This window comes from Pseudomonas sp. P5_B3 (assembly GCF_056400405.1).
The window spans coordinates 18,799-43,097 of the sequence record NZ_JBFULI010000031.1 but is presented as its reverse complement, the minus strand read 5'-3'; the positions used below and the strand labels follow the sequence as shown (position 1 = coordinate 43,097).

Here is a 24,299-nt window from a genome sequence, read left to right as displayed (position 1 = left end):
GCCTCGCTCCATCTAATGGAGTGTTTATGGCAGTCAAAGTCCTGGTGGTGGACGATTCGGGGTTTTTCCGCCGCCGCGTCTCGGAAATTCTTTCAGCGGATTCCAATATCCAGGTCGTCGGCACGGCGACCAACGGCAAAGAGGCGATCGATCAGGCGCTGGCCCTCAAGCCCGACGTGATCACCATGGACTACGAGATGCCGATGATGGATGGCATCACCGCCGTGCGGCACATCATGCAGCGCTGCCCGACCCCGGTCCTGATGTTTTCCTCGCTGACCCACGAAGGCGCCCGGGTCACGCTCGATGCGCTGGATGCCGGCGCGGTGGACTTCCTGCCGAAGAATTTCGAAGACATCTCGCGCAACCCCGAGAAGGTCAAGCAACTGCTGTGCGAGAAGATCCTGAGCATTGCGCGCAGCAATCGTCGCGTCAGCACTTACAGCGCTCCGGCCCCTGTGGCCGCGCCCGCTCCAACACCTGCGCCTTCGAGCGTCGGCAGTTTTGGCGGCAGCGCGCCCGTGCGTCCGGCACCGATCCCGGTGCGTACACATGCGGCCACTGCGTCGTCGCCCGCGCCGAAACGCAAAGCCTACAAACTGGTGGCCATCGGTACGTCCACCGGCGGCCCGGTTGCCCTGCAGCGGGTGCTGACCCAATTGCCGGTCAACTTCCCGGCCCCGATCGTGCTGGTTCAACACATGCCGGCCGCCTTCACCAAGGCTTTCGCCGAGCGCCTGGACAAGCTCTGCCGCATCAGCGTCAAGGAAGCCGAGGATGGCGACATCCTGCGACCGGGCCTGGCGCTGCTGGCGCCCGGTGGCAAGCAGATGATGATCGACGGCCGTGGCACGGTGAAAATCCTCCCGGGTGACGAGCGTCTGAATTACAAGCCATGCGTGGACATCACCTTCGGTTCGGCAGCCAAGTCCTACGGCGACAAAGTTCTGGCGGTCGTCCTCACCGGCATGGGCGCCGACGGTCGTGAAGGCGCGCGCCTGCTCAAGCAGGGCGGCAGTTCGATCTGGGCACAGGACGAAGCCAGTTGCGTGATCTACGGCATGCCGATGGCCATCGTCAAAGCCGAGCTCGCCGACGCGGTGTACAGCCTCGACGACATTGGCAAGCACTTGGTCGAGGCCTGTATCTGATGGATGTTCTAAGCCTGATCGGCATCATCATGGCCTTCGTCGCCATCATCGGCGGCAACTACCTCGAAGGTGGTCATCTCGGCGCCCTGGCCAACGGCCCGGCGGCGCTGATCGTGCTCGGCGGCACCATTGGCGCCGCGCTGCTGCAATCGCCGATGAGCGCGTTCAAGCGTGCGATGCAGATCCTCGCCTGGATCCTGTTCCCGCCTCGCGTTGACCTGGCCGGTGGCATCGACCGCGTGGTGAACTGGAGCCTGACCGCCCGCAAGGAAGGCCTGCTGGGCCTTGAAGGTATCGCCGATGCCGAACCCGACAACTACGCGCGCAAAGGCCTGCAACTGTTGGTTGACGGCGCCGAGCCGGAAGCGATCCGCAGCATTCTGGAAGTGGATTTCTACACCCAGGAAAGCCGCGATGTCGAAGCGGCCAAGGTCTTTGAAAGCATGGGCGGTTACGCGCCGACCATCGGCATCATCGGTGCGGTGATGGGCCTGATTCACGTCATGGGCAACCTGGGTGATCCGTCGCAACTGGGTAACGGCATCGCCGTGGCGTTCGTCGCCACCATCTACGGCGTGGCCAGTGCGAACCTGGTGCTGCTGCCGATTGCCGCGAAACTCAAATCCATTGCGTTGCGCCAGTCGCGTTATCGAGAAATGTTGCTGGAAGGGATCCTGTCGATCGCCGAAGGTGAAAACCCTCGCTCCATTGAGTTGAAGCTTCAGGGCTTCATGGATTGATGGGAGACATGGATCATGGCACGTCGTCGCCAGCATGAAGAACACGTCAACCACGAACGCTGGCTGGTGTCCTACGCGGACTTCATCACCCTGCTGTTCGCCTTTTTCGTGGTGATGTACTCGATTTCGTCGATCAACGAAGGCAAGTACAAGGTCATTTCCGAAGCGCTGATTGGTGTCTTCACCGATTCCGATCGTTCGCTCAAGCCGATCCCCATCGGTGACGAGCGGCCGAAGACCGTGACCCCGGCCAAGCCTCTGGTCAAGGACAGTGACCAGGTCGATGCCGGTGTCGCCGGCGCCAGCGATCCACTCAAAAGCATCGCCGACGACATCAGTGCGGCGTTCGGTGACCTGATCAGCTCCAACCAGATGACCGTGCGCGGCAACGAGTTGTGGGTCGAGATCGAGCTCAATTCCAGCCTGTTGTTCGGCAGCGGCGACGCCATGCCCAGCGACATCGCGTTCAACATCATCGACAAGGTCGCGGCGATCCTGAAGCCGTTCGACAACCCGATTCATGTCGAAGGTTTCACCGACGATCAACCGATCCGCACCGCGCAGTACCCGACCAACTGGGAACTGTCCTCGGCCCGCTCGGCCAGCATCGTGCGCATGCTGGCGATGCAGGGGGTGAACCCCGGTCGCCTGGCTTCGGTGGGCTACGGTGAGTTTCAGCCGGTGGCCAACAACGCCACCGCTGAAGGCCGCGCACGCAACCGTCGCGTGGTGCTGGTGGTGTCGCGCAACCTTGATGTGCGCCGCAGCCTGACCGGCACCGGAACCGCCCATGCGCAACCGGATGCCGCATTGAAGCGTGCTGGCACACAAACTGCACCGACCCCGGTCAAGTCGCCGGTACGAGAGAGCGCCGTCAATTCTCCGTCGCCCGCATTAACACGTTGAGCTATTTCTCGGCCGCTGCGTTGGGCCGGGAGGAACAATCCGAATGAGAGTCTGGGCAGTCGCCAATCAAAAGGGTGGTGTCGGTAAAACCACTTCCTCCATCGCTTTAGCCGGTTTACTGGCGGAGGYGGGCAAGCGCGTGGTCGTGGTCGATCTCGACCCCCACGGCTCGATGACCAGCTATTTCGGCTACGATCCCGACAGCCTGGAACACAGCAACTACGACCTGTTCCTGCACAAGGGCAACGTACCTCAAGGCCTGCCGGGTCAACTGCTGTTGTCGACCAGCGACGAACGCATCTCCCTGTTGCCCTCCAGCACCGCGCTGGCCACCCTTGAGCGCCAGTCGCCGGGGCAGAGCGGTTTGGGCCTGGTGATTGCCAAGAGCCTGGCGCAACTGTGGCAGGACTTCGATTACGCCGTGATCGACAGCCCGCCATTGCTCGGCGTGCTGATGGTCAATGCCTTGGCGGCGAGCCAGCAACTGGTGATCCCGGTGCAGACCGAACACCTGGCGGTCAAGGGCCTGGAGCGCATGGTCAACACCCTGGCGATGATCAACCGCTCGCGCAAACAGGCATTGCCCTTCACCATCGTGCCGACCCTGTTTGACCGCCGCACCCAGGCGTCCCTCGGAACCTTGCGCGTGCTGCGCGACAAATTCCCCGACGAAATCTGGCAAGGCTATATCCCGGTGGACACGCGCCTGCGCGATGCCAGTCGAGCAGGGCTGACGCCTTCGCAATTCGACGGCAAGAGCCGTGGCGTTCTCGCTTACCGCGCGTTGCTCAAGCATCTGCTGGCGGCACAACTTGTTCCGCAGGTGGCCTGACATGACCCCGATCCCTGTAGGAGCGAGCTTGCTCGCGATGGTCGTCAACGATGACGCGGGAAACCTGACACCCCGTGGCGCTCTCAGGTTCATCGCGAGCAAGCTCGCTCCTACAGGTGCATGCGCATGAACCGGCCGTTGAAGGTGACGTCGCGTCCACAACTGGCGCTGCAGTCCTACCTGGACAGCCTGCTGCAGGACGTGACTGAAGAATTGACGCTGCCCGTAGAGGCAGTGGCCGAGGAGATCGCCGCCGAAACCGTGCTGGACGAGTTCCAGGCTGCCGTGCTCGAAGAACAGGCCCGGGATGCGCAGAAACCCGCGCCTGTGGTTGCGCCAGTAGCACCGGTAGCCAAGGCGCCGGTTGCTGTGGTCGAAGCGCCGGAGCCCGTTCTGGCACCGGTATCGACCCTTGCGCCGCTGTTGCAAACCCTGGTGGCTCCAGTCATTGAAGAGCCGGTAGCGCTGGAGGCTCCGGTGATCGAGGAACCTCAGGCGCTGGTGTCACCAGTCGTCGAAGTGCACCTGCCGCCGAGCAACACGCCGCCACCGGTACAAACCGACGGTCGTCCATCCTGGGCTGCCGAGCCGTTCGAGTGCCTGTTGTTCGATGTCGCCGGGTTGACCCTGGCGGTGCCGCTGGTGTGCCTGGGTTCGATTTACTCCCTGGCCGGTCATGAGCTGACGCCGTTGTTCGGCCAGCCGGAGTGGTTCCTCGGCATCTTGCCGAGTCAGTCGGGCAACCTGAAAGTGCTGGATACCGCACGTTGGGTCATGCCCGACCGTTATCGCGACGATTTCAAGCAGGGTCTGCAATACGTCATTTCCGTCCAGGGCTACGAGTGGGGGCTGGCGGTGCATCAGGTCAGCCGCTCGTTGCGCCTGGATCCGAACGAAATCAAGTGGCGCAGTCACCGTGGTCAACGGCCATGGCTGGCGGGCACGGTGATTGAACACATGTGTGCGTTGCTCGACGTTTCCGCGCTGGCCGAGTTGATCGCCAGCGGCGGCGCAAAGCACATGGGCGGCCACAAGCCGACCCACAAAACTACATAACAGAACACACACCGCCAGGGCGGTTTCTTGAGGGGTCAGGGTATGAATGACAAGGCAACGGCGGCAAAGGGTTCCGAAGATCCGATCCTGCAATGGGTCACCTTCAAGCTGGACAACGAGACCTACGGCATCAACGTGATGCGCGTCCAGGAAGTCCTGCGCTACACCGAAATCGCCCCGGTCCCGGGTGCCCCGAGCTACGTGCTGGGCATCATCAACCTGCGCGGCAACGTCGTTACCGTGATCGACACCCGCCAGCGCTTCGGCCTGATGAATGCCGAGATCAGCGACAACACCCGTATCGTCATCATCGAAGCCGACAAGCAGGTGGTCGGGATCATGGTCGACAGCGTGGCCGAAGTGGTTTACCTGCGTCAGTCGGAAATCGAAACCGCGCCGAACGTGGGTAACGAAGAGTCCGCCAAGTTCATTCAAGGCGTGTGCAACAAGAACAACGAATTGCTCATCCTGGTCGAGCTCGACAAGATGATGAGCGAAGAAGAATGGTCGGAACTGGAGAGTATCTGATTGATTCTCGAGGTTGCGGTCATTGTCCTGTTCCTGTTTTGGGCAGGCACGCTGGCAATGTTCCTGGCGTACATTCGCGCTCAAAAACAGATCGCCGCACAACAGGCCCAGGGTGATGCGCTGCGTGATCAGCGCATCAAGGACCTGGGCAAACGCGTCGACGACTACCAGAACGGCAATGTGCGCATGGGCGAAGACCTGCATGAGCTTCGCGCGACAGTCGCACCATTGCCGGACAAGCTCGCGCAGCTGGAACAGCGTGATCCTTCAAGCCTTTCGTTTGCCCAGGCAGCGCGGCTGGTCGGAATGGGCGCCAGCGTCGACGAACTGACCCAGTCCTGCGGCCTGACCCAGGCTGAGGCGGAGTTGATGAGTAAGTTGCACAAGAACTGATTCTTGCGATTGGCCTGAAATCCCCTTCGCGGGCAAGCCCGCTCCCACAAGTGTTGATGGTGCTTACAATATCTGTGAACACCCCCAACCCTGTGGGAGCCTGCCCGCGAAGACGTCTTCGAATGCGCAGCAATCTTCCCCGCATCCGACGCATTCTTCTCTATCCTCAGACCGGGATTACGCTTTCGTAGTCTCCTGCCTATAGCACTCTCAGATTCCACCGTCTTGTGATTGCAACCAGCGATCAGTAGTTTGATCTGCTCAAACATACACAGTGCCAGGAAGGCTTATGATCGACATTCTGCGTGGTACACCGCTGTGGGTTTATGCGGTGTTTTTTATTCTGAGTTACTACGGTGTCATCGCCTGTTTCAGGAGCCATGTATCGAAGAGGTCATTGCAGATATCCCCCGTGATATTCGTGGCTTTGTCCCTCGCATCGCTCAATCCCTCCCAGGAAATTGCAATCCAGCTTTCAGCCTATGCGCTGGGATTACTGGCGGGGTGGTTGCTGGCACAGCGTTTTTTCTCGTACAGCAATGTGCAGTGCGAGGGGCAACATCTGGTTCTACCCGGCACGATCAAGGTACTGATTGTGTATTGGGGCTTTTTTGCCTGGCGTTATTACGAGGGTTTCCAGGCGGCCATGTACCCTGAGCTGGCCAATGAAATGTCGGCGGTTGCAGGGGCGGCGCTGGGGGCAGGGCTCATCAACGGCCTGATTGTCGGTCGCAGTTTCAAGCTATTGCGTTTTTTCAAGTTTGAACACGTGACGCCCCGGAGTTGATGAGCAAGTTGCGCAAGAACTGAGTTTTACAGTTCCTTGAGATTGCTATCGCGAGCAAGCTCGCTCCCACAGTAGTTGTATCTCGTACACAAAATACGTGTTCGCTGAAGATCAAATGTGGGAGCGAGCTTGCTCGCGATGGCGGCCTTAAAAACTCAGTAGTCTTCCCCGCGCTCGGTGACATCCTTCTCCACCATCAACGCATCCGGCCCCATCCCCGCCGGAAACTTGCCCTTCAAACTCCACGCAAACGCAATGATCTCGGCAATCGTCAGATACAGCTCCTGCGGAATGCTGTCCCCCAGCTCCATCCTCGCCAGCAGCCTCACCAGTTCGGCGTTCTCGTAGATCGGCACTTCGCAGTCCCGGGCGATCCGCAGGATTTCTTCCGCCAGTTCTTCGTCGCCCTTGGCGGTGAGGGTGGGAGCATGGCTGCCGTCGTATTTGAGGGCGATGGCCTGGCGTGGGGCGTTGGGGTTTTTCATGCGGTTTCGTCGACCCAGCGTTGTTCGAGGCGGGTTTGCGGGCCTTGCGGTGGTGTTCCGAGGTGGAAATCCAGGTCACCGACGTTCAGTCCGGCGGACAGCAGACGCTCACGTAGCCCGCTCAGGTTGCTTTCGATCAGGCTGGCGGTGTACGGCCGTTCTGCCCAGAGCTGGCTGGAAAGGCTGCCCTTGATCAGTTGTGCCTGAATTTGCAGCGGTCCCAAAGGCTCCATGGCGAAGGCCAGTTCCACACGCCACAGCTGTTGTTTGGGCTCGCGTTCTTCGCGGCGCTCCTTTGGCTGTTCTTTTTCGGGTGCGTCTTCACGCTGGAACTTGACCTGCAAGGGCACGATGTCTTGCATGTTGCGCATCGGGATTTCCAGCTGCCAGGTGCTCATCAGCCGTCCGTCGGCGGTTACGCCGGTTTGTTCCAGGCTCGACAGTTGATGGCTTTGCAGGCGTGAAACCGCGGCGGCGGCCAGACGAAGCAGGTGTTCGAGGTCGTTTTCAGCGTCGGCGCTTTGCAACAGGCGTTCGGGCAGCGGGAAACCGCTCGGCGACGGTTTGGCGCTGACCTGACCGAGCATGCCCAGGGCATTGCGGACAAAATTCGGCATGGCCTGGGCCAGGGTGTTGGCGGCGATGATCGCGCCGAGGCTGGTGTTGGCCGGCAAGCCCTGACTCAATTGCGCGACCAGTTTGAGCAGGTCGCCTTTCATGTCCGGCGCAAGCGTCGGATTTTGCCCGCTCAGCAGTTTGCTTTCGAGGAACGCACCGCTGCTGGCCAAGGCCTGGGCCAGGCCCTTGGGGGTGCTCAACTGTTGAATATCCGGCAAGCCAGCGAGCAGTCTGCTTGCGGCGCTACGCAATTCAACGGATGTCTGGTCCGAGGGCGGCAGGTTCTGCAGGAGCTTGAGCAAGCCATCCAGCGAGCCCTGGCGGCTTTGCTGGTCGACCAGTTGCCGGGTCACCGCCAGTTGCTCCTGACGGTTGCTCAGTGGCACGAACTTCAAGGTCTGGGTGTCCTGCACCTGCGCGCTGAGCAAGGTGCCGATGCGCAACGGTTGCGGGCTGTCGATGCTCAGGGTGCTGCCGCTCAGTGCGGTATTGAGCAGGCTGACCATCGAGCGAAACACCATGGGCTGGCCGGGCACCTGCGGCAGCACTTGCGAGGTCAGCACTTTGCCCTGCAGCAGGGTGCCAACGGGCAATTGCGCGGTGTCGAGGCGGGTGAGGGTGGCGACGCTGGAGGCGATGGCCTGTTGCACCGTCACGGCCAGACTGCCGGCCGAGGGCTGGCTGACGACCAGCGTGGTGCCCTGGGCCAGCGGTTGATTACTGGTGGTCTGGACCGTGGTCTGGCGGCCGCTGTCGAGGGTGACCTTGAGCAGCATCTGGAAAGTCTGGTCCGCCTGCTTGAGCGACAGGACTTCGGCCTGGGCGGTTTGACCGACGCTGATCAGCCCCTCCACCGGCGTCAGCAATTTGAGCAGCTCGCCGCTGACCGCCTGCGGGCGCGAAGCCGCCGGGAGGGTTTGCGCTAGCGGGAGGATGTTCATTTCGCCTGTCATACGTGGTCACAACCTGAGGAAAATGCACTCTTTAGAGTAAGGCCTGGCATGTATAATGCCGCGCCGTTGTATCCAAAAATGGCAAAACTTTGCAATTGTTTGACGCAGCTCTCTAGAACAAGACGTCATTGCATCTATGCTGCATCTCTTTAACGGCCGCGCCAGAGCCGACTTGAACCGTATAAGGCCCGTGAACCCTTGACCAGTCCTGTCCTGCAAACCGTTGCCCTTGCCTGTGAGCGAGACCTTCGGCTGCTCTTCGAAAATCTCGATTTGCGACTGGCCAGTGGCGAAATGGTACAAATCAGCGGCCCCAACGGCAGCGGCAAGACCAGCCTGTTGCGCCTGCTCTCGGGGCTGATGCAGCCGACCGCCGGTCAGGTGCTGCTCAACGGCCAGCCACTGAACGAGCAACGCGGTGAGCTGGCGCGCAACCTGCTGTGGATCGGCCACGCGGCCGGGATCAAGGATTTGCTGACACCGGAAGAGAACCTGAGCTGGCTGTGCGCCTTGCACCATCCTGCGACCCACGAGGCGATCTGGCAGGCGCTGGCCGCGGTCGGGCTGCGCGGATTCGAGGATGTTCCCTGTCATACGTTGTCCGCTGGTCAGCAGCGTCGCGTCGCCTTGGCGCGCCTGTATCTGGACAGTCCGCCGCTGTGGATCCTCGATGAACCCTTTACCGCCCTCGACAAGCAGGGCGTGGCACAGCTTGAATCTCATCTGGCCGGCCACTGCGAACGCGGCGGCATGGTGGTGTTGACCACCCACCACACGCTGAGCCGGATGCCGGCCGGTTATCGCGACATCGATCTGGGGAGCTGGGCCGTATGAGTGTTTTCGGCCTGCTGGTCGCCCGCGAGGCTCGTCTGCTGTTCCGCCGTCCGGCGGAACTGGCCAATCCGCTGGTGTTCTTCGCTATCGTCGTTTCCCTGTTCCCGCTGGCGGTCGGCCCCGAGTCTCAATTGTTGCAAACCTTGTCTCCGGGGCTGGTCTGGGTCGCAGCGCTTTTATCGGTCTTGCTCTCGCTGGACGGGCTTTTCCGCAGTGATTTCGAAGATGGATCGCTCGAGCAGTGGGTCCTTTCGCCGCACCCCCTGGCTCTTCTGGTTTTGGCCAAAGTGCTGGCACACTGGACTTTTTCAGGACTGGCACTGGTTTTGCTCGCACCCTTGCTGGCATTGATGCTCGGTTTGCCTGCCGCCTGTCTGCCGGTGTTGCTGCTTTCGTTGTTGCTCGGTACACCGGTACTGAGCCTGCTCGGTGCGGTGGGCGCAGCGCTAACGGTTGGTTTGAAGCGCGGTGGTCTGTTGCTGGCGTTGCTGATACTGCCGTTGTACATCCCGGTGTTGATCCTTGGCAGTGGCGCCTTGCAGGCTGCCTTGCAGGGCATGCCGGCGACCGGTTATCTGTTGTGGCTTGGCAGCCTGACCGCCTTGGCGATAACCCTTACACCCTTTGCAATAGCCGCTGGCCTGAAGATCAGCGTCGGCGAATAATGAGGTCTGGTTAAAAAACAACCAGCAAAGACCCTGGCTCTTCACAGTAAAGAGCAACCGTGATGGAAACAGTATGAACTGGACGTGGTTTCACAAACTCGGCTCGCCCAAATGGTTTTACGGCATCAGCGGCAAACTGTTGCCCTGGCTGAGCGTCGCGGCGTTGCTGCTGATCAGCGTTGGCGTGGTCTGGGGCCTGGCCTTCGCGCCGCCGGACTACCAGCAGGGCAACAGCTTTCGCATCATCTATATCCACGTCCCGGCCGCCATGCTGGCGCAGTCGATCTACGTGATGCTGGCGGTGTGCGGTATCGTCGGCCTGGTGTGGAAAATGAAACTGGCCGACGTCGCCTTGCAATGCGCGGCGCCCATCGGCGCCTGGATGACTGCGGTGGCGCTGGTCACCGGGGCAATCTGGGGCAAGCCAACCTGGGGCTCGTGGTGGGTCTGGGATGCACGCCTTACGTCCATGCTTATCCTGCTTTTCCTGTACTTCGGTCTCATTGCGCTGGGCAACGCGATCAGCAATCGTGACAGCGCGGCCAAGGCCTGCGCGGTGCTGGCGATCGTCGGCGTGATCAACATCCCGATCATCAAGTACTCGGTGGAGTGGTGGAACACCCTGCACCAGGGCGCGACCTTCACCCTGACCGAAAAACCGGCAATGCCCGCCGAGATGTGGCTGCCATTGCTGCTGACGGCGCTGGGTTTCTACTGTTTCTTCGGCGCGGTCCTGCTGCTGCGCATGCGTCTTGAAGTGCTCAAGCGCGAGGCCCGGGCCAGCTGGGTCAAAGTCGAAGTGGAAAATAGCCTGGAGGTCGCTCGATGAGTTTTGCTTCATTCGGCGACTTCATCGCCATGGGTCATCATGGCCTGTATGTCTGGTCAGCCTATGGCATCTGCCTGGCGGTATTGGCCCTCAACGTGGCGGCGCCGATCCTGGCTCGCAAGCGGTATCTGCAACAAGAGGCGCGTCGTCTGCGCCGGGAGAACGGCAAGTGAATCCGCTGCGCAAAAAGCGTCTTATCATCATTCTCGCGATCCTGGTCGGGGTCGGCGCTGCCGTCGGCCTGGCCCTGAGCGCCCTGCAGCAGAACATCAATCTGTTCTACACACCGACCCAGATCGCCAACGGCGAAGCCCCGCAAGGCACGCGCATTCGTGCTGGCGGCATGGTCGAGAAGGGCTCGCTGGAGCGTTCCGGTGATTCCCTGGACGTGAAGTTTGTCGTCACCGACTTCAACAAGTCCGTGACCATCACTTATCGCGGCATCCTGCCGGACCTGTTCCGTGAAGGGCAGGGCATCGTCGCCCTGGGCAAGCTCAATGCCGATGGTGTGGTGGTGGCCGATGAAGTGCTGGCCAAACACGATGAGAAGTACATGCCGCCGGAAGTGACCAAGGCGTTGAAAGACAGCGGTCAATCGGCTCCAACGCCCGCGAAGGAGGGTTGATCCATGACATCCGGCATCTTTATTCCCGAGCTGGGTCATCTGGCGATGATCCTGGCCTTGTGCTTCGCTCTGGCCCAGGCCGTGGTGCCATTGCTCGGCGCCTGGCGCGGTGACCGCCTCTGGATGAGCCTGGCCCAGCCGGCGGCGTGGGGGCAATTCACCTTTCTGCTGTTTGCCTTCGGTTGCCTGACCTACGCCTTCATGGCCGATGACTTCTCCGTGGCCTATGTGGCCAACAACTCCAACAGCGCCTTGCCGTGGTACTACAAGTTCAGCGCGGTGTGGGGTGCCCACGAAGGTTCGTTGCTGTTGTGGGCCTTGATTCTCGGCGGCTGGACCTTCGCGGTGTCGGTGTTTTCCCGGCAGTTGCCGCAGGTCATGCTGGCCCGCGTGCTGGCGGTGATGGGCATGATCAGCACCGGTTTCCTGCTGTTCCTGATCATGACCTCCAACCCGTTCAAGCGCATCCTGCCGCAAATGCCCACCGACGGCGCCGACCTCAACCCGTTGCTGCAAGACATCGGCCTGATCGTGCACCCGCCGATGCTGTACATGGGCTACGTCGGTTTCTCTGTGGCCTTCGCCTTCGCCATCGCCGCGCTGATGGGCGGTCGCCTGGATGCCGCATGGGCACGCTGGTCGCGTCCGTGGACCATTGTTGCCTGGGCGTTCCTCGGCATCGGCATCACCCTGGGTTCGTGGTGGGCGTACTACGAGCTCGGCTGGGGTGGCTGGTGGTTCTGGGACCCGGTGGAAAACGCCTCGTTCATGCCATGGCTGGTGGGCACCGCACTGATTCACTCGCTGGCGGTCACGGAAAAACGTGGCGTGTTCAAGAGCTGGACCGTGTTGCTGGCCATCGCCGCATTCTCCTTGAGTCTGCTCGGTACCTTCCTCGTGCGTTCCGGCGTGCTGACTTCGGTTCACGCCTTTGCCTCCGATCCGGAGCGCGGCGTGTTCATCCTGATTTTCCTGCTGTTCGTGGTCGGTGGTTCGCTGACCCTGTTCGCCCTGCGCGCGCCGGTGGTCAAGAGTCAGGTCGGCTTCAACCTCTGGTCGCGGGAAACCCTGCTACTGGGCAACAACCTGGTGCTGGTGGTGGCGGCGTCGATGATCCTGCTCGGCACCTTGTACCCGCTGATTCTGGACGCCATGACCGGCGCCAAACTGTCCGTCGGCCCGCCATACTTCAACGCGCTGTTCATTCCGTTGATGGCGTTGCTGATGATGGTGATGGCGGTCGGCGTGATCGTGCGCTGGAAAGACACCCCGGTGAAATGGCTGGTGAGCATGCTGACGCCGATCTTGCTGGGCAGTGCCGCCATGGCCGTGGTGGCCGGCGTCGCGTACGGCGATTTCAACTGGGCGGTACTCGCGACCTTCATGCTCGCCGCCTGGGTGTTGCTGGCCGGTGTGCGTGACATCTTCGACAAGACTCGCCACAAAGGGCTGATCAAAGGCCTGCCGACCCTGACCCGCAGCTACTGGGGCATGCAGGTCGCGCACCTGGGCATCGCCGTGTGTGCGCTGGGTGTCGTGCTGTCGAGCCAGAACAGTGCCGAGCGCGACCTGCGCCTGGCGCCGGGCGAGTCCATGGACCTGGCCGGTTACCACTTCATCTTCGAAGGCGCCAAACACTTTGAAGGCCCGAACTTCACCTCCGACAAGGGCACCGTCCGGGTGATCCGCAACGGTAAGGAAGTCAGCGTGCTGCACCCGGAAAAACGCCTGTACACCGTGCAGAACTCGGTGATGACTGAAGCGGGCATCGACGCCGGATTCACCCGCGACCTTTACGTCGCCCTCGGTGAACCCTTGGGTAACGGCGCCTGGGCTGTGCGCGTGCACGTCAAACCGTTCGTGCGCTGGATCTGGTTCGGCGGTTTGCTGACAGGCGCAGGCGGGTTGCTGGCGGCGTTGGATCGGCGATATCGGGTCAAGGTCAAAAGCCGCGTGCGTGAAGCACTGGGCATGTCGGGAGCCACTGCATGAAGCGTTGGTTGATGTTGTTGCCACTGGCGATTTTTCTGGTGGTTGCTGTGTTTCTTTACCGCGGGTTGTACCTGGATCCGGCCGAGCTGCCTTCGGCCATGATCAACAAGCCGTTCCCGGAGTTTTCCCTGCCGACAGTGCAGGCCGACAAGTCCCTGACCCGCGCTGACATTCTCGGCAAGCCAGCGCTGGTCAACGTCTGGGGCACCTGGTGCATTTCCTGCCGGGTCGAGCACCCGGTGCTGAACAAGCTGGCCCAGCAAGGCGTGGTGATCTACGGCATCAACTACAAGGACACCAACGCCGATGCCTTGAAGTGGCTGACGGACTTCCACAACCCGTATGTGCTGGACATTCGTGACGACCAAGGTTCGCTGGGCCTGAATCTCGGTGTATATGGCGCGCCGGAAACCTTCTTTATCGACGCCAAGGGCATCATCCGCGACAAATTCGTCGGTGTGATCGACGAGCAGGTCTGGCGCGAAAAACTGGCGGTCAAATACCAGGCGCTGGTCGACGAGGCCAAGCCATGAAGCGCTGGATCGCTGCCGCTGTTCTCGGTTTGAGCCTGGCGGGTGTGGCCCACGCGGCCATCGACACCTACGAGTTCGCCAAGGAAGGTGATCGCGAGCGTTTTCGTGAGTTGACCAAGGAGCTGCGTTGCCCCAAGTGCCAGAACCAGGACATCGCCGATTCCAACGCACCGATCGCCGCCGACCTGCGCAAAGAGATTTTCCGCATGCTTGGCGAGGGCAAGGACAACCAGCAGATCATCGACTTCATGGTCGATCGCTACGGTGATTTCGTCCGCTACAAGCCTGCACTGAACGCCAAGACCGCCTTGCTCTGGTTCGGCCCCGCCGGTCTGCTGCTGGGCGGTGTCGTGATCATCGCGGTGATCGTCCGCCGTCGTCGCGTGCAACGCGCCGGCACCCCGGGCTCGCTGTCTGCCGAGGAGCGCTCGCGCCTCGACCACCTGTTGGATAAAACCAAGAATGATTGATTTCTGGCTCGCTGCAGGTCTGCTGCTTCTGGTGGCCCTGAGTTTTCTGTTGATCCCGGTGCTGCGCAGCCGTCGCGCCCAGCGTGAAGAGGATCGTACCGCCCTGAACGTCGCGCTTTATCAGGAACGCGTGGCTGAGTTGCAGACTCAGCATGAAGAGGGCGTGCTCGATGCGGCGCAAATGGACGCGGGTCGCGCCGAAGCGGCCCGTGAGTTGCTGGCGGACACCGAAGGCGTCGAAGCGCCGCGGGTGTCGCGCCTGGGCAAACCCTTGCCATTGCTGGCGGCCGTTCTGGTGCCGGTGCTGGGCCTGGGGCTGTACCTGCATTACGGCGCCAGCGACAAGGTTGAGCTGACTCGCGAGTTCGCGCAGGCACCGCAATCGATGGAAGAGATGACCAAACGCCTGGAGCGTGCGGTTGCCGCTCAACCGGATTCCGCCGAGGGCCTGTACTTCCTCGGTCGTACCTACATGGCTCAGGATCGCCCGGCGGACGCGGCGAAGATGTTCGAGCGCACGGTGAACCTGGCCGGTCGTCAGCCGGAGCTGCTTGGCCAATGGGCCCAGGCCCAGTACTTCGCTGATGGCAAGAAGTGGTCGGACAAGGTCCAGGCCCTGACCGACGAAGCGCTCAAGGCTGATCCGAAGGAAGTCACCAGCCTCGGTCTGCTCGGCATCGCCGCGTTTGAAGGCGAGCGTTATCAGGAGGCTATCGACTATTGGAATCGTCTGCTGGCGCAACTGCCGCCGGAAGACAGATCTCGCGAAGCGTTGCAGGGCGGGATCACCCGGGCCACGGAGAAACTGGTGGCCAGTGGCGGCAAGGTTGCGCAAGCACCGGCAGCCAAGACTGCGGCGTTGCTCAAGGTCAGCGTCGATCTGGCAGCGGACCTCAAAGCCAGGGTCCAGCCTGGCGACAGCGTGTTCATCTTCGCCCGTGCGATCTCCGGTCCACCGGCCCCGCTGGCGGTCAAGCGCATGACCGTGGCCGACCTGCCGGTGACCGTCGAACTGGGCGATGCCGACGCAATGATGCCGCAATTGAAACTGTCGAACTTCCCTGAAGTCCAACTGGTTGCGCGCATTTCCCGTGCCGGCAAACCCACTGCCGGCGAATGGATCGGTCGCAGCCAGCCCCTGGCCAGCAGCACCACCGCGCCGCAAACACTGACCATCGACAGCCCGGACAAATAACAGGAAAACGCAATCATGACCGCATTCGCTCGTATCACCCTGCTCAGCGTCGTTATGGGGTTAAGCGCTTGTGCGGTCCAGCAGCCAACGGAACAACAGGCACCACCACCGTTCCCGCCGACGCAGCCCAGCCCTACGCCATCGACTTCGCCTGTACCGAGTAAGCCGAGCATCCCCGCCAAACCCTCCAAGCCGTTGCCACGCACTTCTGCGAGCTTCGCGCCGCCACCGGGGGGCAACAGCCATTGGGATCCGAAGCTTGGGGTGTATGTACTCGATGACCAGCCCAATACTTTTTATCGCCAGCGTACCTATTACCGTTGGGATAACGGCTGGAGCCGGTCGATCAGTCCGAAGGGGCCGTGGGAGGAGACGGATATCCACGGTGTACCGGGTGGCCTGGGGCGGCAATTCGGGCAGTAGCGCATAAGGCGACCTTCGGGTCGCCTTTTTCTTGGCTGGAAAATGTGATTGCCGGGCCACTGCTGGACCCTGTGGGAGCGAGCCTGCTCGCGAAGGCGGCCTGCCAGTCGACCAGGTACCTCACAGACGAACGAACCCAACAACCAGGCCGGCCGGTAGGCCGCCTCGGACGCTGTTGCGGTACACGCCCCCTCATGCCCTGAGCCTCTCCGTCAACCCGAAGCTACCTACGCCGAACTGACCCAAGCCGAACACCGTCTGCACCTGCGCCGCGAGCTGTGCCACCCGGACATTTTCAGCGTGTTCCGCGATCTGGTGGAGAACCCGCTGGTGCAGTTGGTGTCGGTGATGGACCACTCGCCGGGTCAGCGCCAGTTGGTACTGGAATCCAAGTACCGTGAGTACTACATGAGCAAGTACCACCCGACCACGACTCAGATGGACGAACTCATCACGCTGCGGCATGACCATCGCCGAGTTCCCGACCACCGTCGAGGCGTGGTTACCGGGAGCACGGCATGAATGTGTTGATGGGAGCACCGAACATCGTGCGCGGCGAGTCGCACTCGGGTAACGTGGCCGTCGCAGATCTGACCGCAGAGGATCTGCCGAAGGTCCAGCAAGTATGGCGACAAGCAACGAGGGTGTTTTGATGTCAGGCAGGTTGATCTATCTCATCGGGCCTTCAGGTTCGGGCAAGGACAGCCTGCTGGATGCTGCGCGAACGCGGTTGGCCGAACGCGGCTGCCGTATCGTGCGCCGGGTTATCACCCGCTCGGCTGAAGCCGTGGGCGAGGCGGCGCTGGGTGTCAGTGCGCAGCAATTCGCGGATATGGAAGCTCAGGGCGCGTTTGCCCTGAGCTGGCACGCCAATGGGTTGTCCTATGGTATCCCGCGGGAAATCGACGATTGGCTGGCCGCCGGGCAGGACGTACTGGTCAATGGCTCTCGGGAGCATTTGCAGAACACGCGCTCGCGTTATCCGAACGTGTTAGTGCTGTTGTTGACTGTGGATCAAGCAGTACTGCGTCATCGCTTGCTGGAGCGTGGGCGAGAATCGCTGATCGAGATCAATCAGCGGTTGGCACGCAATGCCCGGTTCAGCGAGCAACTGCTGGCGCAAGACCCGACCCTGCACCTGCTCGACAACTCCGGACAACTTGAGCAAACGGTCGAACGTTTGCTGGCCTGCTTTGACGAGCAACCCCCATGTGTCTGACATTACCGGGAACGCACGACGAGGAATTACCTTCATAGGCGGTCAGTGCAGGAGTTGGCACAGCCTGCGATCCTTGATCTTGATTGAGCTGCCTGTCAGGCCAACAACCCCTGCACATACTCCACGAACGCCCGAGCCTTGGCGCTGGCCATTCTCCCCGTGGGGAACACCGCCCACAGATCCAGGTTCGGCAATGTCCAGTCCTTCATCACTTCCCGGACCGAGCCGCTGGCCAGTTCCGGCGCGAACATCCATTGCGAGGCCATGGTCAGCCCTTGATGGGCCAGCACGGCTTCACGCAGGCCTTCGGCGGCGTTGACGCGGATCCGGCCGCTGATGATCACCGATTGCTCTTCGCCGGCCTTGTTGAATTGCCAATTGGCGCCGCCACCAAGGCTGTAGACGATTGCCTGATGCTTGCACAGGTCGGCGGGGCAGGTGGGTTCGCCGTGTTTTTCCAAGTAGGCCTGCGTGCCCACTACCATGCGCCGGCATTCGGCGATCTTGCGGGCGGTCAGGCCAGAGTCGCTCAAGGCGCCCATGCGCAGGGCGATATCGACGCCTTCTTCCACCAGGTTGACGTTGCGATCGTCGAGCATCAGGTCGATGTTCAGCTCCGGGTTTTGCTCCAGGAAGGGGCTCAGGTGCGGAACGATGTGCAGCCGGCCGAAGGTGACCGCCGCGCAGATGCGCAGGTTGCCGGTCAACCCGCTGGCCGCACCGCGCGCGGCGTTATCGGCCTCGTCGGCTTCTTCGATGGCGCGCTTGGCCCGTTCGAAAAAGGCCAGCCCGGCCTCGGTGGGCGTCAGGCCCCGGGTCGAACGCAACAATAGTCGCACCGCCAGCCGCGATTCGAGTTGCGCGATGCTTTTCGACACGGCCGGCTGGCCGATGTTCAGGCGCCGGGCGGCAGCGGAAAACGAGCCGGTTTCCACCACGTAGACGAAGGTTTCCATTGCGGCGAGGCGGTCCATCGGAAGTCCTTGTAGAGATCAAATAATGAAATGGCTACCCCCGCCCCCACAATTGATGAATGGTGTCAGTGCGAACCGCGAATTGTATCCAGCATCGCCTCAGGCTCGGGACGCTGAGTGTAATCCGGGTTGACCTCGGCGTAACGGATCACACCCTCTCGGCCGATCACATAACGCCCCGGCATGGGCAGCATCACACTCTGTAAAACAACCGAGCGTCGCACTGCGAGATTTTGTGCTTGAGTAAAGATAACTCTAGGGTTACTTTTAATTGGGCCGGAGCAAGGAGGCTGGTGGTGCAGAGCAGGCTATTGATCAAGGAATTGATGGAGGCAGGTTGGACTTTGGACAGGGTCACTGGCAGTCATCACATCTTCACTCACCGATACAACCCATACACGATCCCCGTCCCCCATCCGAAAAAGGATTTGCCGATCGGGACGGTCAAGAGCATCAGGAGGCGCGCCGGGCTGTACTGCCCGCCAGCCCGTTACGCAGGAGATCCATAATGCAATATCCAATCTGTATCGAATGGGGCGATGAGAACACCGCCATCGGTATCCAGATCCCCGACATCCCAGGTGCGGTGACCGCCGGGGATACCTTTGAAGAGGCTTACAACGCCGCCGTCGAAATTGCCCACATCATGCTGCAAGAAATGGCGGCAGACGGCGATACGATTCCGATGCCGACTTCGGCGGCATTGCACCGCGGCAATCCGGAGTTCGCCGACATGGGCTGGGGCATGCTGGAACTGGACATCTCGCCGTACATGGGCAAGACCGAGAAGGTCAATGTCACGCTGCCCGGCTATGTGATCCAGCGCATTGACCGCTATGTGCGTGAGCACAACGTCAAAAGCCGCTCCTCCTTTTTGGCGGATGCGGCGATGGAGAAGCTGGTCCGGCAATAAATCGGGGGCGCCGCTGGCATTCGCGAGCAGGCTCGCTCCCACAGGGATTGCAAAATACCTGTGGGAGCGGGCTTGCCCGCGATGCTTTTGAGACCTTACGCCGTCGCCAGCGCGGCCTTCGGCGAAACACTCAAGAACCGCAACAACGCCAGCAACGGAAACGCACTGCCGACGATCACGATCCACAACCAGCCGCCCTGTTCGTACACCGCGCTGGCCACTGAAGAGCCGAAGGCGCCGCCGATGAAGATGCTGGTCATGTACAGCGCATTCAGGCGGCTGCGGCTTTTGCCGTCGAGGGCGTACACCGCACGCTGGCCGAGGACCATGTTCATCTGCACGCAGAAGTCGAGCACCACGCCGGTCACGGCCAGGCCGATGACGCTGTAGGCCGGATGGATAAACGCCGGCAGAAAGCTCAGGCTGGCGAATAGCAGGGCCAGCAGTGACGCGATACGGGTGTGACCGGCATCGGCCAGGCGTCCGGCGATCGGGGCGGCAATGGCGCCGATGGCGCCCACCAGCGCGAAAATCGCGATCTCGCTTTGCGACAAACCATGGTTGCGCGCCAGTTCCAGCGGTACGGCGGTCCAGAACAGGCTGAAGGTGGCAAACATGCACCCCTGGTAAAACGCGCGCTGGCGCAGCACCGGTTGTTTGCGCAACAGCGTCCACAGCGAGCCCAGCAGCTGGCCGTAGGAAGCACTGTGATCAGGTTCACGCTTGGGAATGGTCACTGCCAGCACGATGCTGATGGCCGCCATCAACACCGCGGCAATCATAAACATCGCCCGCCAGCCGAAGTGGTCGGCCACCACACTGGACACCGGCCGGGCCAGCAGAATGCCGAGCAACAAACCGCCCATGATCCCGCCCACCACACGGCCACGGGTTTCTTCCGGCGCCAGGTGCGCGGCCAGCGGAATCAGGATCTGCACCGAAACCGAACTGAACCCCACCAACAGCGAAATCAGCAAAAACACATTCGGCTGGTCGGTGAACGCCGCCCCCAGCAAGCTGCCGATCGCCACCAGCGTGGTGATGATCATCAACCGGCGGTTCTCCAGCAAATCCCCCAGCGGTACCAGGAAGAACAACCCCAGCGCATAGCCGATCTGAGTCAGGGAAACGATCAGGCTGGCCATGGTGTTGGTCAGGCCGATGTCCGGCGCGATCAGGCCGATGATCGGCTGCGCGTAGTAAATGTTGGCGACAATAGCGCCGCAGCAGAAGGCGAACAGCAGCACCATCCCTGGGGTCATTGTCGCAGTGCCGTGGGGCACCTGGGTCGCTGGGTTCATAACGGTTCTCGCTGTACGAAAAGGAATGCGCGCAGGCTAATGGGCTGACTGAAACGGCGGAAGTGGGATTGGAGTGATAGCAATCATTCCATTGCGGAATGACTGACGGACGCGTGTGTCGTCCGTCGTAGAGCCTTGCGTCAGAACTATGCAGGTGAATGATACATTCACTTACACCTTGTTCGATAGCGTGCTTATGTTCTCTCTTCCTGTCACACCACCGGAGGGTCGTCCCATGAAGATGAAGTTTCGTCAGCTGATTCGCTGCGTTTGTGTCGCTACCGTGATCAACGTATTGAGCGTTGGCCTGGTCCAGGCCGAGGATGCGCCGGGTATGCGAATCGGGGTGCGCGGAGAGATCACCGGCGTCAGCCCGGACATTCTGAAAGTCCACGCCAACAGCGGCGACAACGTGGTGATCAATTTGACCAGGGACACCAAGGTCCGCGCCGTGACCCTGGCCAACATCGAAGACATCAAGCCCGGCAGCTACATCGGCTCTGCGGCCATTCCTCAGGAGGATGGCACCCTCAAGGCCCTTGAAGTTCATGTTTTCCCGCCGGAGCTGGCCGGCAGTGGCGACGGTCATCGGCCCTTCGATCTGGTCAAGGGCAGCAGCATGACCAACGGCAGCGTCGGCGACCTGGTGGTGAGCAGCGGTAGGGTGCTGACCGTCAATTACAAGGGTGGCCAACAGAAGATTCTGGTGCCGGAGGACGTACCCATCGTCAACCTGGTGCCGGCCGATCGCAGCCTGTTGAAGGTGGGCGTGAAGATCGTGACCTTTGTCACGCAGGGCGCTGACGGCACGCTCACCGCTCAATCCATCTCGGCGGGCAAGGATGGCGTGACGCCGCCGATGTAGCAGACCACTGCAGATCCTCTGTGGGAGCGAGCTCGCTCCCACAGGAGTTGCAGTGTTCAGGCCATCACTGACCGTTGTAGATCTGGTCGAAAACCCCGCCATCATTGAAGTGGGTCTTCTGCACGGTGCGCCAGTCACCGAAGGTCTTCTCGACCGACAGGAAGTCCACTTTCGGGAAGCGGTCGGTGTACTTGGCCAGCACGGCCGGGTCACGCGGGCGCAGGTAGTTCGCCGCCGCAATCTCTTGCCCTTGCGGTGACCACAGATATTTCAGGTATTCCTCGGCGGCGGCGCGGGTGCCTTTCTTGTCGACGGTCTTGTCGACCACCGACACCGGTGGCTCGGCTTCGGCGGAGACGCTTGGGTAGATGACTTCGAACTGATCACGGCCGAACTCGCGGGCGATCATTTCCGCTTCGTTCTCGAAGGTCACCAGCACGTCGCCGATCTGGTTGGTCATGAAGGTGGTGGTAGCGGCACGGCCACCGGTGTCGAGTACCGGCGCTTGCTTGAACAGCTTGCCGACGAAGTCTTTGGCCTTGTTCTCGTCGCCGCCGTTTTTCAGCACGTAGCCCCAGGCCGAAAGGTAGGTGTAGCGACCGTTACCGGAGGTTTTCGGGTTCGGGACAATGACCTGTACGCCGTCCTTGAGCAGGTCCGGCCAGTCTTTCAGGGCTTTCGGGTTGCCCTTGCGCACGATGAACACGGTGGCGGAGGTGAACGGCGCGCTGTTGTTCGGCAGGCGCGTGACCCAGTTGTCCGGCACCAGTTTGCCGTTGTCCGCCAGGGCGTTGATGTCGGTGGCCATGTTCATGGTGATCACGTCAGCCGGCAGGCCGTCGATGACGGAGCGCGCCTGTTTGCTGGAGCCGCCGAAGGACATCTGCAGGGTAATGTTCTCGTTGTGCTCGGCTTGCCAGTGTTTCTGGAACGCAGTGTTGTAGTCCTTGTAGAAATCGCGCATCACGTCGTAGGAAACGTTGAGCAGGGTCGGTGCAGCCTGGGCGATGTTGCCCAGGGCCAGGCCTGCGGCGAGAAGCGAGGCGCCAAAGAGTTTTTTCACTGCGAATTCCTTGTTCTATTAAAAGTGGGGCAATTTGCCAGCGACTATAGCCGGGCTCGTTTAGTCCCTTAAAGATTAAAAAGCACTTTGCTTATTCCTGTTTCTTAAACAGTGCGTTGCCGCAACGCGAGCAGAACGACGCCTCGGGTTCGTGGCTGTTTTTCGCACACACCGGGCAGTCGTGCTGCAGTTGGCCGCCACGCATGGCCGTGGCCAGTTCGGCGGTGAAGATCCCGGTGGGCACGGCGATGATCGAGTAACCGGTGATCATCACCATCGACGAGATGACCTGGCCCAGTGCGGTCTTGGGCACAATGTCGCCGTAACCGACGGTGGTCAACGTCACGATAGCCCAGTAAATGCCCTTGGGAATGCTGGTGAAGCCATGTTGCGGGCCTTCGACCACATACATCAGGGTGCCGAACACGATGACCAGCGTGCAGACGCTGAGCAGGAACACGAGGATTTTCTGTTTGCTGCCGCGCAGGGCATCGAGCAGGTAATGGGCTTGCTTGAGATACGGACCGAGCTTGAGCACGCGGAAGATCCGCAGCATCCGGATGACCCGGATGATCAGCAGGTACTGGGCATCGCTGTAATACAGCGCGAGGATGCCGGGCACGATGGCCAGTAGATCCACCAGACCATAGAAGCTGAACGCGTAGTGCAGCGGTTTGGGCGAGCAGTACAGGCGCAGGATGTACTCGCCCAGGAAAATTATCGTGAAGCCCCACTCGATGTACGCAAGCAGGTTGGCGTAGTTCTGGTGGACGTCATCGATGCTGTCCAGAATCACCACCACCAGGCTGGCGAGGATGATCAGCAACAGGCTGGTGTCGAAGCGTCGCCCGGCGACGGTGTCGGTCTGGAAAATAATCACGTACAGGCGATTACGCCACGTGTCGTTGCTGTTCATGCACATCGCCTTGGCCGCAAATCAGCGCAGCCTAGGTTGATTCTCCCCGGGAGCGCAAGGCGCGCTTTCGACCGTGGCTTTGCCGAGCATTTGCACGACGCTGCGGATCAGCCAGCAGGCAAGAATGAACGGAGCGGTCAGCGTTGGCAGACCGATGGCGGCAAACACCGGCGTCAGCAACAGCGCCAGGCCAATGCCAACCAGCGGCAGCCACGGTTGGCGACGCTGCGAGCTGAAGGCGAGGGCGGCGAGTACGGCGTTATAGCCACCGAGGCCGAGCAGTGCGGTGTAGAAGTCGTGGTGCAGCAGGCTCCAGCCCATGCCCGCGACAGACGCCAGCACTGCCCAACAGAATGCGCGGCGATCAGCGATCAGCAAACCGGCGGCAATCATCGCACCGGCCAGCGGATGACCGAGGAACATCACCTGGCCAATGCCTTTGAGGGGGGCGGCGAGCATGTTCAGGGTGCTGACTTCGATCAAGTGCGCCTCTGTCGAGGGCGTGGCGAAACACAGCAGCAACCAGCCCAGCCCGACGAAGGGCGCGGTGTAGGCGGGCAGGCATTGGCTGAACCGGACGCGCTTGAGCCACTGCTGGGTGACCATCGCGCTCAGGCCTCCGGCGGCCAGAATCAGTGGCGGCATCATCGCCGACCAGGGGAAATACAGGCTCAGTAACAGTCCGAGCAGGACGCCGTTGTAGCTGAACAACCCGGCCTGACGATCAGCCTTGGCATAGTTGCGGCGTTGCGCGGTGAACAGCCCGGCGACACCTCCGAGCAAGGCGCCGCCGAGCAAGGCGGGCGCAGTGAACAAAATGGCCAGGACGCACAGCAGACCGCACAGCGGATTGCGCTGGAGAAAGATCTGGCTGAAGCCGTTGAGCAATGCTTCGGCCCAGTCGGGGCAGTGGGTGTTGAAATGGTTGGCAGGCATGGCAGTTCTGAAAGTCAGTGGGACCGAGTTGGTCGAGCGCGACCCCGGCTGATCGCGAGCAAGCTCRCTCCCACATTGAGTCTTTGCTCAGTTATTG

The 24,299-nt window shown here is 61.2% G+C and carries 30 protein-coding genes and 2 pseudogenes; 24 read left to right on the top strand and 8 right to left on the bottom strand.

Annotation, left to right across the window (positions count from 1 at the left end; translation table 11 throughout):
- Positions 1 to 26: 26 nt before the first annotated feature.
- From AC1DRN_RS18650 to AC1DRN_RS18610, 9 genes and pseudogenes are all read left to right on the top strand, one after another.
- Positions 27 to 1,151 carry a protein-glutamate methylesterase/protein-glutamine glutaminase gene (locus AC1DRN_RS18650; RefSeq protein ID WP_223461399.1) on the top strand — a complete coding sequence of 375 codons (1,125 nt, stop codon included), beginning with the start codon at positions 27 to 29 and terminating at the stop codon, positions 1,149 to 1,151.
- Positions 1,151 to 1,891 carry a flagellar motor protein gene (locus tag AC1DRN_RS18645; RefSeq protein WP_223461401.1) on the top strand — a complete coding sequence of 247 codons (741 nt, stop codon included), beginning with the start codon at positions 1,151 to 1,153 and terminating at the stop codon, positions 1,889 to 1,891. Before AC1DRN_RS18650 ends, AC1DRN_RS18645 begins: the two co-directional genes overlap by 1 nt.
- A 15-nt stretch (positions 1,892 to 1,906) precedes the next feature.
- Entirely contained in the window at positions 1,907 to 2,797 is an 891-nt protein-coding gene (motD, locus tag AC1DRN_RS18640) for a flagellar motor protein MotD (RefSeq protein WP_085716991.1), read from the top strand.
- 43 nt (positions 2,798 to 2,840) lie between these two features.
- The gene (locus AC1DRN_RS18635; protein ID WP_477786769.1) at positions 2,841 to 3,629 is read left to right on the top strand and encodes a ParA family protein; all 789 of its coding nucleotides are present in this window, start codon (positions 2,841 to 2,843) and stop codon (positions 3,627 to 3,629) included.
- 1 nt (position 3,630) lies between these two features.
- Positions 3,631 to 3,753: pseudogene (locus AC1DRN_RS18630) on the top strand (outer membrane lipoprotein carrier protein LolA); the annotation flags it as partial.
- Positions 3,754 to 3,755: 2 nt separating this feature from the next.
- Complete coding sequence (locus AC1DRN_RS18625) at positions 3,756 to 4,685, top strand: CheW domain-containing protein (RefSeq protein ID WP_223461404.1); 930 nt, start codon at positions 3,756 to 3,758, stop codon at positions 4,683 to 4,685.
- Between the two features lie 42 nt (positions 4,686 to 4,727).
- Positions 4,728 to 5,213 (top strand): chemotaxis protein CheW, encoded by a 486-nt coding sequence (locus AC1DRN_RS18620; RefSeq protein WP_007980742.1) that lies wholly within the window; start codon positions 4,728 to 4,730, stop codon positions 5,211 to 5,213.
- Positions 5,214 to 5,606, top strand: a complete 393-nt coding sequence (locus tag AC1DRN_RS18615) for a DUF2802 domain-containing protein (protein ID WP_223461406.1) — start codon at positions 5,214 to 5,216, stop codon at positions 5,604 to 5,606.
- 289 nt (positions 5,607 to 5,895) lie between these two features.
- Positions 5,896 to 6,393 (top strand): hypothetical protein, encoded by a 498-nt coding sequence (locus tag AC1DRN_RS18610; protein WP_223461409.1) that lies wholly within the window; start codon positions 5,896 to 5,898, stop codon positions 6,391 to 6,393.
- Between the two features lie 155 nt (positions 6,394 to 6,548).
- Here AC1DRN_RS18610 and AC1DRN_RS18605 read toward each other — a convergent pair whose 3' ends face one another.
- Entirely contained in the window at positions 6,549 to 6,878 is a 330-nt protein-coding gene (locus tag AC1DRN_RS18605) for an EscU/YscU/HrcU family type III secretion system export apparatus switch protein (RefSeq protein ID WP_223461411.1), read from the bottom strand.
- The gene (gene fliK / locus AC1DRN_RS18600) at positions 6,875 to 8,449 is read right to left on the bottom strand and encodes a flagellar hook-length control protein FliK (protein ID WP_223461413.1); all 1,575 of its coding nucleotides are present in this window, start codon (positions 8,447 to 8,449) and stop codon (positions 6,875 to 6,877) included. Before fliK ends, AC1DRN_RS18605 begins: the two co-directional genes overlap by 4 nt.
- 198 nt (positions 8,450 to 8,647) lie before the next feature.
- Between fliK and ccmA the strand changes: the two genes are divergently transcribed.
- The 12 genes and pseudogenes from ccmA to phnN all read left to right on the top strand — a co-directional run bounded on the left by ccmA (position 8,648) and on the right by phnN (position 17,234).
- The gene (gene ccmA / locus AC1DRN_RS18595; protein ID WP_150724488.1) at positions 8,648 to 9,283 is read left to right on the top strand and encodes a cytochrome c biogenesis heme-transporting ATPase CcmA; all 636 of its coding nucleotides are present in this window, start codon (positions 8,648 to 8,650) and stop codon (positions 9,281 to 9,283) included.
- The gene (gene ccmB, locus AC1DRN_RS18590) at positions 9,280 to 9,948 is read left to right on the top strand and encodes a heme exporter protein CcmB (protein ID WP_223461415.1); all 669 of its coding nucleotides are present in this window, start codon (positions 9,280 to 9,282) and stop codon (positions 9,946 to 9,948) included. Before ccmA ends, ccmB begins: the two co-directional genes overlap by 4 nt.
- A gap of 73 nt (positions 9,949 to 10,021) precedes the next feature.
- Complete coding sequence (locus AC1DRN_RS18585) at positions 10,022 to 10,777, top strand: heme ABC transporter permease (protein ID WP_223461417.1); 756 nt, start codon at positions 10,022 to 10,024, stop codon at positions 10,775 to 10,777.
- The gene (gene ccmD / locus AC1DRN_RS18580; protein WP_007980758.1) at positions 10,774 to 10,950 is read left to right on the top strand and encodes a heme exporter protein CcmD; all 177 of its coding nucleotides are present in this window, start codon (positions 10,774 to 10,776) and stop codon (positions 10,948 to 10,950) included. Before AC1DRN_RS18585 ends, ccmD begins: the two co-directional genes overlap by 4 nt.
- Positions 10,947 to 11,402, top strand: coding sequence for a cytochrome c maturation protein CcmE (gene ccmE, locus AC1DRN_RS18575; protein WP_223461418.1), 456 nt, complete (start codon positions 10,947 to 10,949; stop codon positions 11,400 to 11,402). The genes ccmD and ccmE overlap by 4 nt, the downstream gene beginning before the upstream one ends.
- Positions 11,403 to 11,405: 3 nt before the next feature.
- On the top strand, positions 11,406 to 13,394 hold the full coding sequence (locus AC1DRN_RS18570; protein ID WP_223461421.1) for a heme lyase CcmF/NrfE family subunit: 1,989 nt from the start codon (positions 11,406 to 11,408) through the stop codon (positions 13,392 to 13,394).
- Positions 13,391 to 13,927: a DsbE family thiol:disulfide interchange protein gene (locus AC1DRN_RS18565; protein ID WP_223461423.1), complete on the top strand. Its 537-nt coding sequence runs from the start codon at positions 13,391 to 13,393 to the stop codon at positions 13,925 to 13,927. Before AC1DRN_RS18570 ends, AC1DRN_RS18565 begins: the two co-directional genes overlap by 4 nt.
- The gene (locus AC1DRN_RS18560; RefSeq protein WP_223461425.1) at positions 13,924 to 14,397 is read left to right on the top strand and encodes a cytochrome c-type biogenesis protein; all 474 of its coding nucleotides are present in this window, start codon (positions 13,924 to 13,926) and stop codon (positions 14,395 to 14,397) included. Before AC1DRN_RS18565 ends, AC1DRN_RS18560 begins: the two co-directional genes overlap by 4 nt.
- A complete protein-coding gene (gene ccmI / locus AC1DRN_RS18555; protein WP_223461427.1) occupies positions 14,390 to 15,592 on the top strand; it encodes a c-type cytochrome biogenesis protein CcmI in 1,203 nt (400 codons plus the stop codon). Before AC1DRN_RS18560 ends, ccmI begins: the two co-directional genes overlap by 8 nt.
- 15 nt (positions 15,593 to 15,607) lie before the next feature.
- Complete coding sequence (locus AC1DRN_RS18550; RefSeq protein ID WP_223461429.1) at positions 15,608 to 16,015, top strand: hypothetical protein; 408 nt, start codon at positions 15,608 to 15,610, stop codon at positions 16,013 to 16,015.
- A gap of 219 nt (positions 16,016 to 16,234) precedes the next feature.
- Positions 16,235 to 16,623 (top strand): annotated as a pseudogene (locus AC1DRN_RS18545) (alpha-D-ribose 1-methylphosphonate 5-triphosphate diphosphatase); the annotation flags it as partial.
- Positions 16,624 to 16,667: 44 nt separating this feature from the next.
- Positions 16,668 to 17,234: a phosphonate metabolism protein/1,5-bisphosphokinase (PRPP-forming) PhnN gene (gene phnN, locus AC1DRN_RS18540; RefSeq protein ID WP_223461431.1), complete on the top strand. Its 567-nt coding sequence runs from the start codon at positions 16,668 to 16,670 to the stop codon at positions 17,232 to 17,234.
- Positions 17,235 to 17,329: 95 nt separating this feature from the next.
- On the opposite strand, the gene AC1DRN_RS18535 is transcribed toward phnN, so the two are convergent.
- Both AC1DRN_RS18535 and AC1DRN_RS18530 read right to left on the bottom strand, forming a co-directional pair.
- Positions 17,330 to 18,208, bottom strand: coding sequence for a LysR family transcriptional regulator (locus AC1DRN_RS18535; RefSeq protein WP_223461433.1), 879 nt, complete (start codon positions 18,206 to 18,208; stop codon positions 17,330 to 17,332).
- A 65-nt stretch (positions 18,209 to 18,273) separates the two neighbouring features.
- Positions 18,274 to 18,402, bottom strand: coding sequence for a hypothetical protein (locus tag AC1DRN_RS18530; RefSeq protein ID WP_256357406.1), 129 nt, complete (start codon positions 18,400 to 18,402; stop codon positions 18,274 to 18,276).
- A gap of 102 nt (positions 18,403 to 18,504) precedes the next feature.
- Between AC1DRN_RS18530 and AC1DRN_RS18525 the strand changes: the two genes are divergently transcribed.
- Positions 18,505 to 18,717, top strand: coding sequence for a type II toxin-antitoxin system HicA family toxin (locus AC1DRN_RS18525; protein ID WP_223461464.1), 213 nt, complete (start codon positions 18,505 to 18,507; stop codon positions 18,715 to 18,717).
- Positions 18,717 to 19,121, top strand: a complete 405-nt coding sequence (locus tag AC1DRN_RS18520) for a type II toxin-antitoxin system HicB family antitoxin (protein WP_007983297.1) — start codon at positions 18,717 to 18,719, stop codon at positions 19,119 to 19,121. Before AC1DRN_RS18525 ends, AC1DRN_RS18520 begins: the two co-directional genes overlap by 1 nt.
- A 95-nt stretch (positions 19,122 to 19,216) precedes the next feature.
- Here AC1DRN_RS18520 and AC1DRN_RS18515 read toward each other — a convergent pair whose 3' ends face one another.
- Positions 19,217 to 20,422: an MFS transporter gene (locus AC1DRN_RS18515; RefSeq protein ID WP_223461435.1), complete on the bottom strand. Its 1,206-nt coding sequence runs from the start codon at positions 20,420 to 20,422 to the stop codon at positions 19,217 to 19,219.
- A 235-nt stretch (positions 20,423 to 20,657) separates the two neighbouring features.
- Between AC1DRN_RS18515 and AC1DRN_RS18510 the strand changes: the two genes are divergently transcribed.
- Positions 20,658 to 21,287 carry a hypothetical protein gene (locus AC1DRN_RS18510; protein WP_223461438.1) on the top strand — a complete coding sequence of 210 codons (630 nt, stop codon included), beginning with the start codon at positions 20,658 to 20,660 and terminating at the stop codon, positions 21,285 to 21,287.
- A gap of 64 nt (positions 21,288 to 21,351) precedes the next feature.
- Here the strand turns inward: AC1DRN_RS18510 and AC1DRN_RS18505 are convergent, their stop codons facing one another.
- From AC1DRN_RS18505 to AC1DRN_RS18495, 3 genes are all read right to left on the bottom strand, one after another.
- Positions 21,352 to 22,350, bottom strand: coding sequence for a sulfate ABC transporter substrate-binding protein (locus AC1DRN_RS18505; RefSeq protein ID WP_223461440.1), 999 nt, complete (start codon positions 22,348 to 22,350; stop codon positions 21,352 to 21,354).
- Between the two features lie 91 nt (positions 22,351 to 22,441).
- Positions 22,442 to 23,266 (bottom strand): ion transporter, encoded by an 825-nt coding sequence (locus AC1DRN_RS18500; protein ID WP_223461442.1) that lies wholly within the window; start codon positions 23,264 to 23,266, stop codon positions 22,442 to 22,444.
- Between the two features lie 21 nt (positions 23,267 to 23,287).
- Positions 23,288 to 24,202, bottom strand: a complete 915-nt coding sequence (locus AC1DRN_RS18495) for an urea transporter (protein ID WP_223461444.1) — start codon at positions 24,200 to 24,202, stop codon at positions 23,288 to 23,290.
- Between the last annotated feature and the right edge of the window lie 97 nt (positions 24,203 to 24,299).

Excerpts from the sequence above, each read along its gene's own strand:
- AC1DRN_RS18650 (WP_223461399.1), top strand. The coding sequence starts at position 27 with ATGGCAGTCAAAGTCCTGGTGGTGGACGATTCGGGGTTTTTCCGCCGC.
- AC1DRN_RS18645 (WP_223461401.1), top strand. The coding sequence starts at position 1,151 with ATGGATGTTCTAAGCCTGATCGGCATCATCATGGCCTTCGTCGCCATC.
- motD (WP_085716991.1), top strand. The coding sequence starts at position 1,907 with ATGGCACGTCGTCGCCAGCATGAAGAACACGTCAACCACGAACGCTGG.
- AC1DRN_RS18625 (WP_223461404.1), top strand. The coding sequence starts at position 3,756 with ATGAACCGGCCGTTGAAGGTGACGTCGCGTCCACAACTGGCGCTGCAG.
- AC1DRN_RS18620 (WP_007980742.1), top strand. The coding sequence starts at position 4,728 with ATGAATGACAAGGCAACGGCGGCAAAGGGTTCCGAAGATCCGATCCTG.
- AC1DRN_RS18610 (WP_223461409.1), top strand. The coding sequence starts at position 5,896 with ATGATCGACATTCTGCGTGGTACACCGCTGTGGGTTTATGCGGTGTTT.
- AC1DRN_RS18605 (WP_223461411.1), bottom strand. The coding sequence starts at position 6,878 with ATGAAAAACCCCAACGCCCCACGCCAGGCCATCGCCCTCAAATACGAC.
- fliK (WP_223461413.1), bottom strand. The coding sequence starts at position 8,449 with ATGACAGGCGAAATGAACATCCTCCCGCTAGCGCAAACCCTCCCGGCG.
- ccmB (WP_223461415.1), top strand. The coding sequence starts at position 9,280 with ATGAGTGTTTTCGGCCTGCTGGTCGCCCGCGAGGCTCGTCTGCTGTTC.
- AC1DRN_RS18585 (WP_223461417.1), top strand. The coding sequence starts at position 10,022 with ATGAACTGGACGTGGTTTCACAAACTCGGCTCGCCCAAATGGTTTTAC.
- ccmD (WP_007980758.1), top strand. The coding sequence starts at position 10,774 with ATGAGTTTTGCTTCATTCGGCGACTTCATCGCCATGGGTCATCATGGC.
- AC1DRN_RS18570 (WP_223461421.1), top strand. The coding sequence starts at position 11,406 with ATGACATCCGGCATCTTTATTCCCGAGCTGGGTCATCTGGCGATGATC.
- AC1DRN_RS18565 (WP_223461423.1), top strand. The coding sequence starts at position 13,391 with ATGAAGCGTTGGTTGATGTTGTTGCCACTGGCGATTTTTCTGGTGGTT.
- AC1DRN_RS18560 (WP_223461425.1), top strand. The coding sequence starts at position 13,924 with ATGAAGCGCTGGATCGCTGCCGCTGTTCTCGGTTTGAGCCTGGCGGGT.
- ccmI (WP_223461427.1), top strand. The coding sequence starts at position 14,390 with ATGATTGATTTCTGGCTCGCTGCAGGTCTGCTGCTTCTGGTGGCCCTG.
- AC1DRN_RS18550 (WP_223461429.1), top strand. The coding sequence starts at position 15,608 with ATGACCGCATTCGCTCGTATCACCCTGCTCAGCGTCGTTATGGGGTTA.
- phnN (WP_223461431.1), top strand. The coding sequence starts at position 16,668 with ATGTCAGGCAGGTTGATCTATCTCATCGGGCCTTCAGGTTCGGGCAAG.
- AC1DRN_RS18535 (WP_223461433.1), bottom strand. The coding sequence starts at position 18,208 with ATGGACCGCCTCGCCGCAATGGAAACCTTCGTCTACGTGGTGGAAACC.
- AC1DRN_RS18530 (WP_256357406.1), bottom strand. The coding sequence starts at position 18,402 with ATGCTGCCCATGCCGGGGCGTTATGTGATCGGCCGAGAGGGTGTGATC.
- AC1DRN_RS18520 (WP_007983297.1), top strand. The coding sequence starts at position 18,717 with ATGCAATATCCAATCTGTATCGAATGGGGCGATGAGAACACCGCCATC.
- AC1DRN_RS18515 (WP_223461435.1), bottom strand. The coding sequence starts at position 20,422 with ATGAACCCAGCGACCCAGGTGCCCCACGGCACTGCGACAATGACCCCA.
- AC1DRN_RS18510 (WP_223461438.1), top strand. The coding sequence starts at position 20,658 with ATGAAGATGAAGTTTCGTCAGCTGATTCGCTGCGTTTGTGTCGCTACC.
- AC1DRN_RS18500 (WP_223461442.1), bottom strand. The coding sequence starts at position 23,266 with ATGAACAGCAACGACACGTGGCGTAATCGCCTGTACGTGATTATTTTC.
- AC1DRN_RS18495 (WP_223461444.1), bottom strand. The coding sequence starts at position 24,202 with ATGCCTGCCAACCATTTCAACACCCACTGCCCCGACTGGGCCGAAGCA.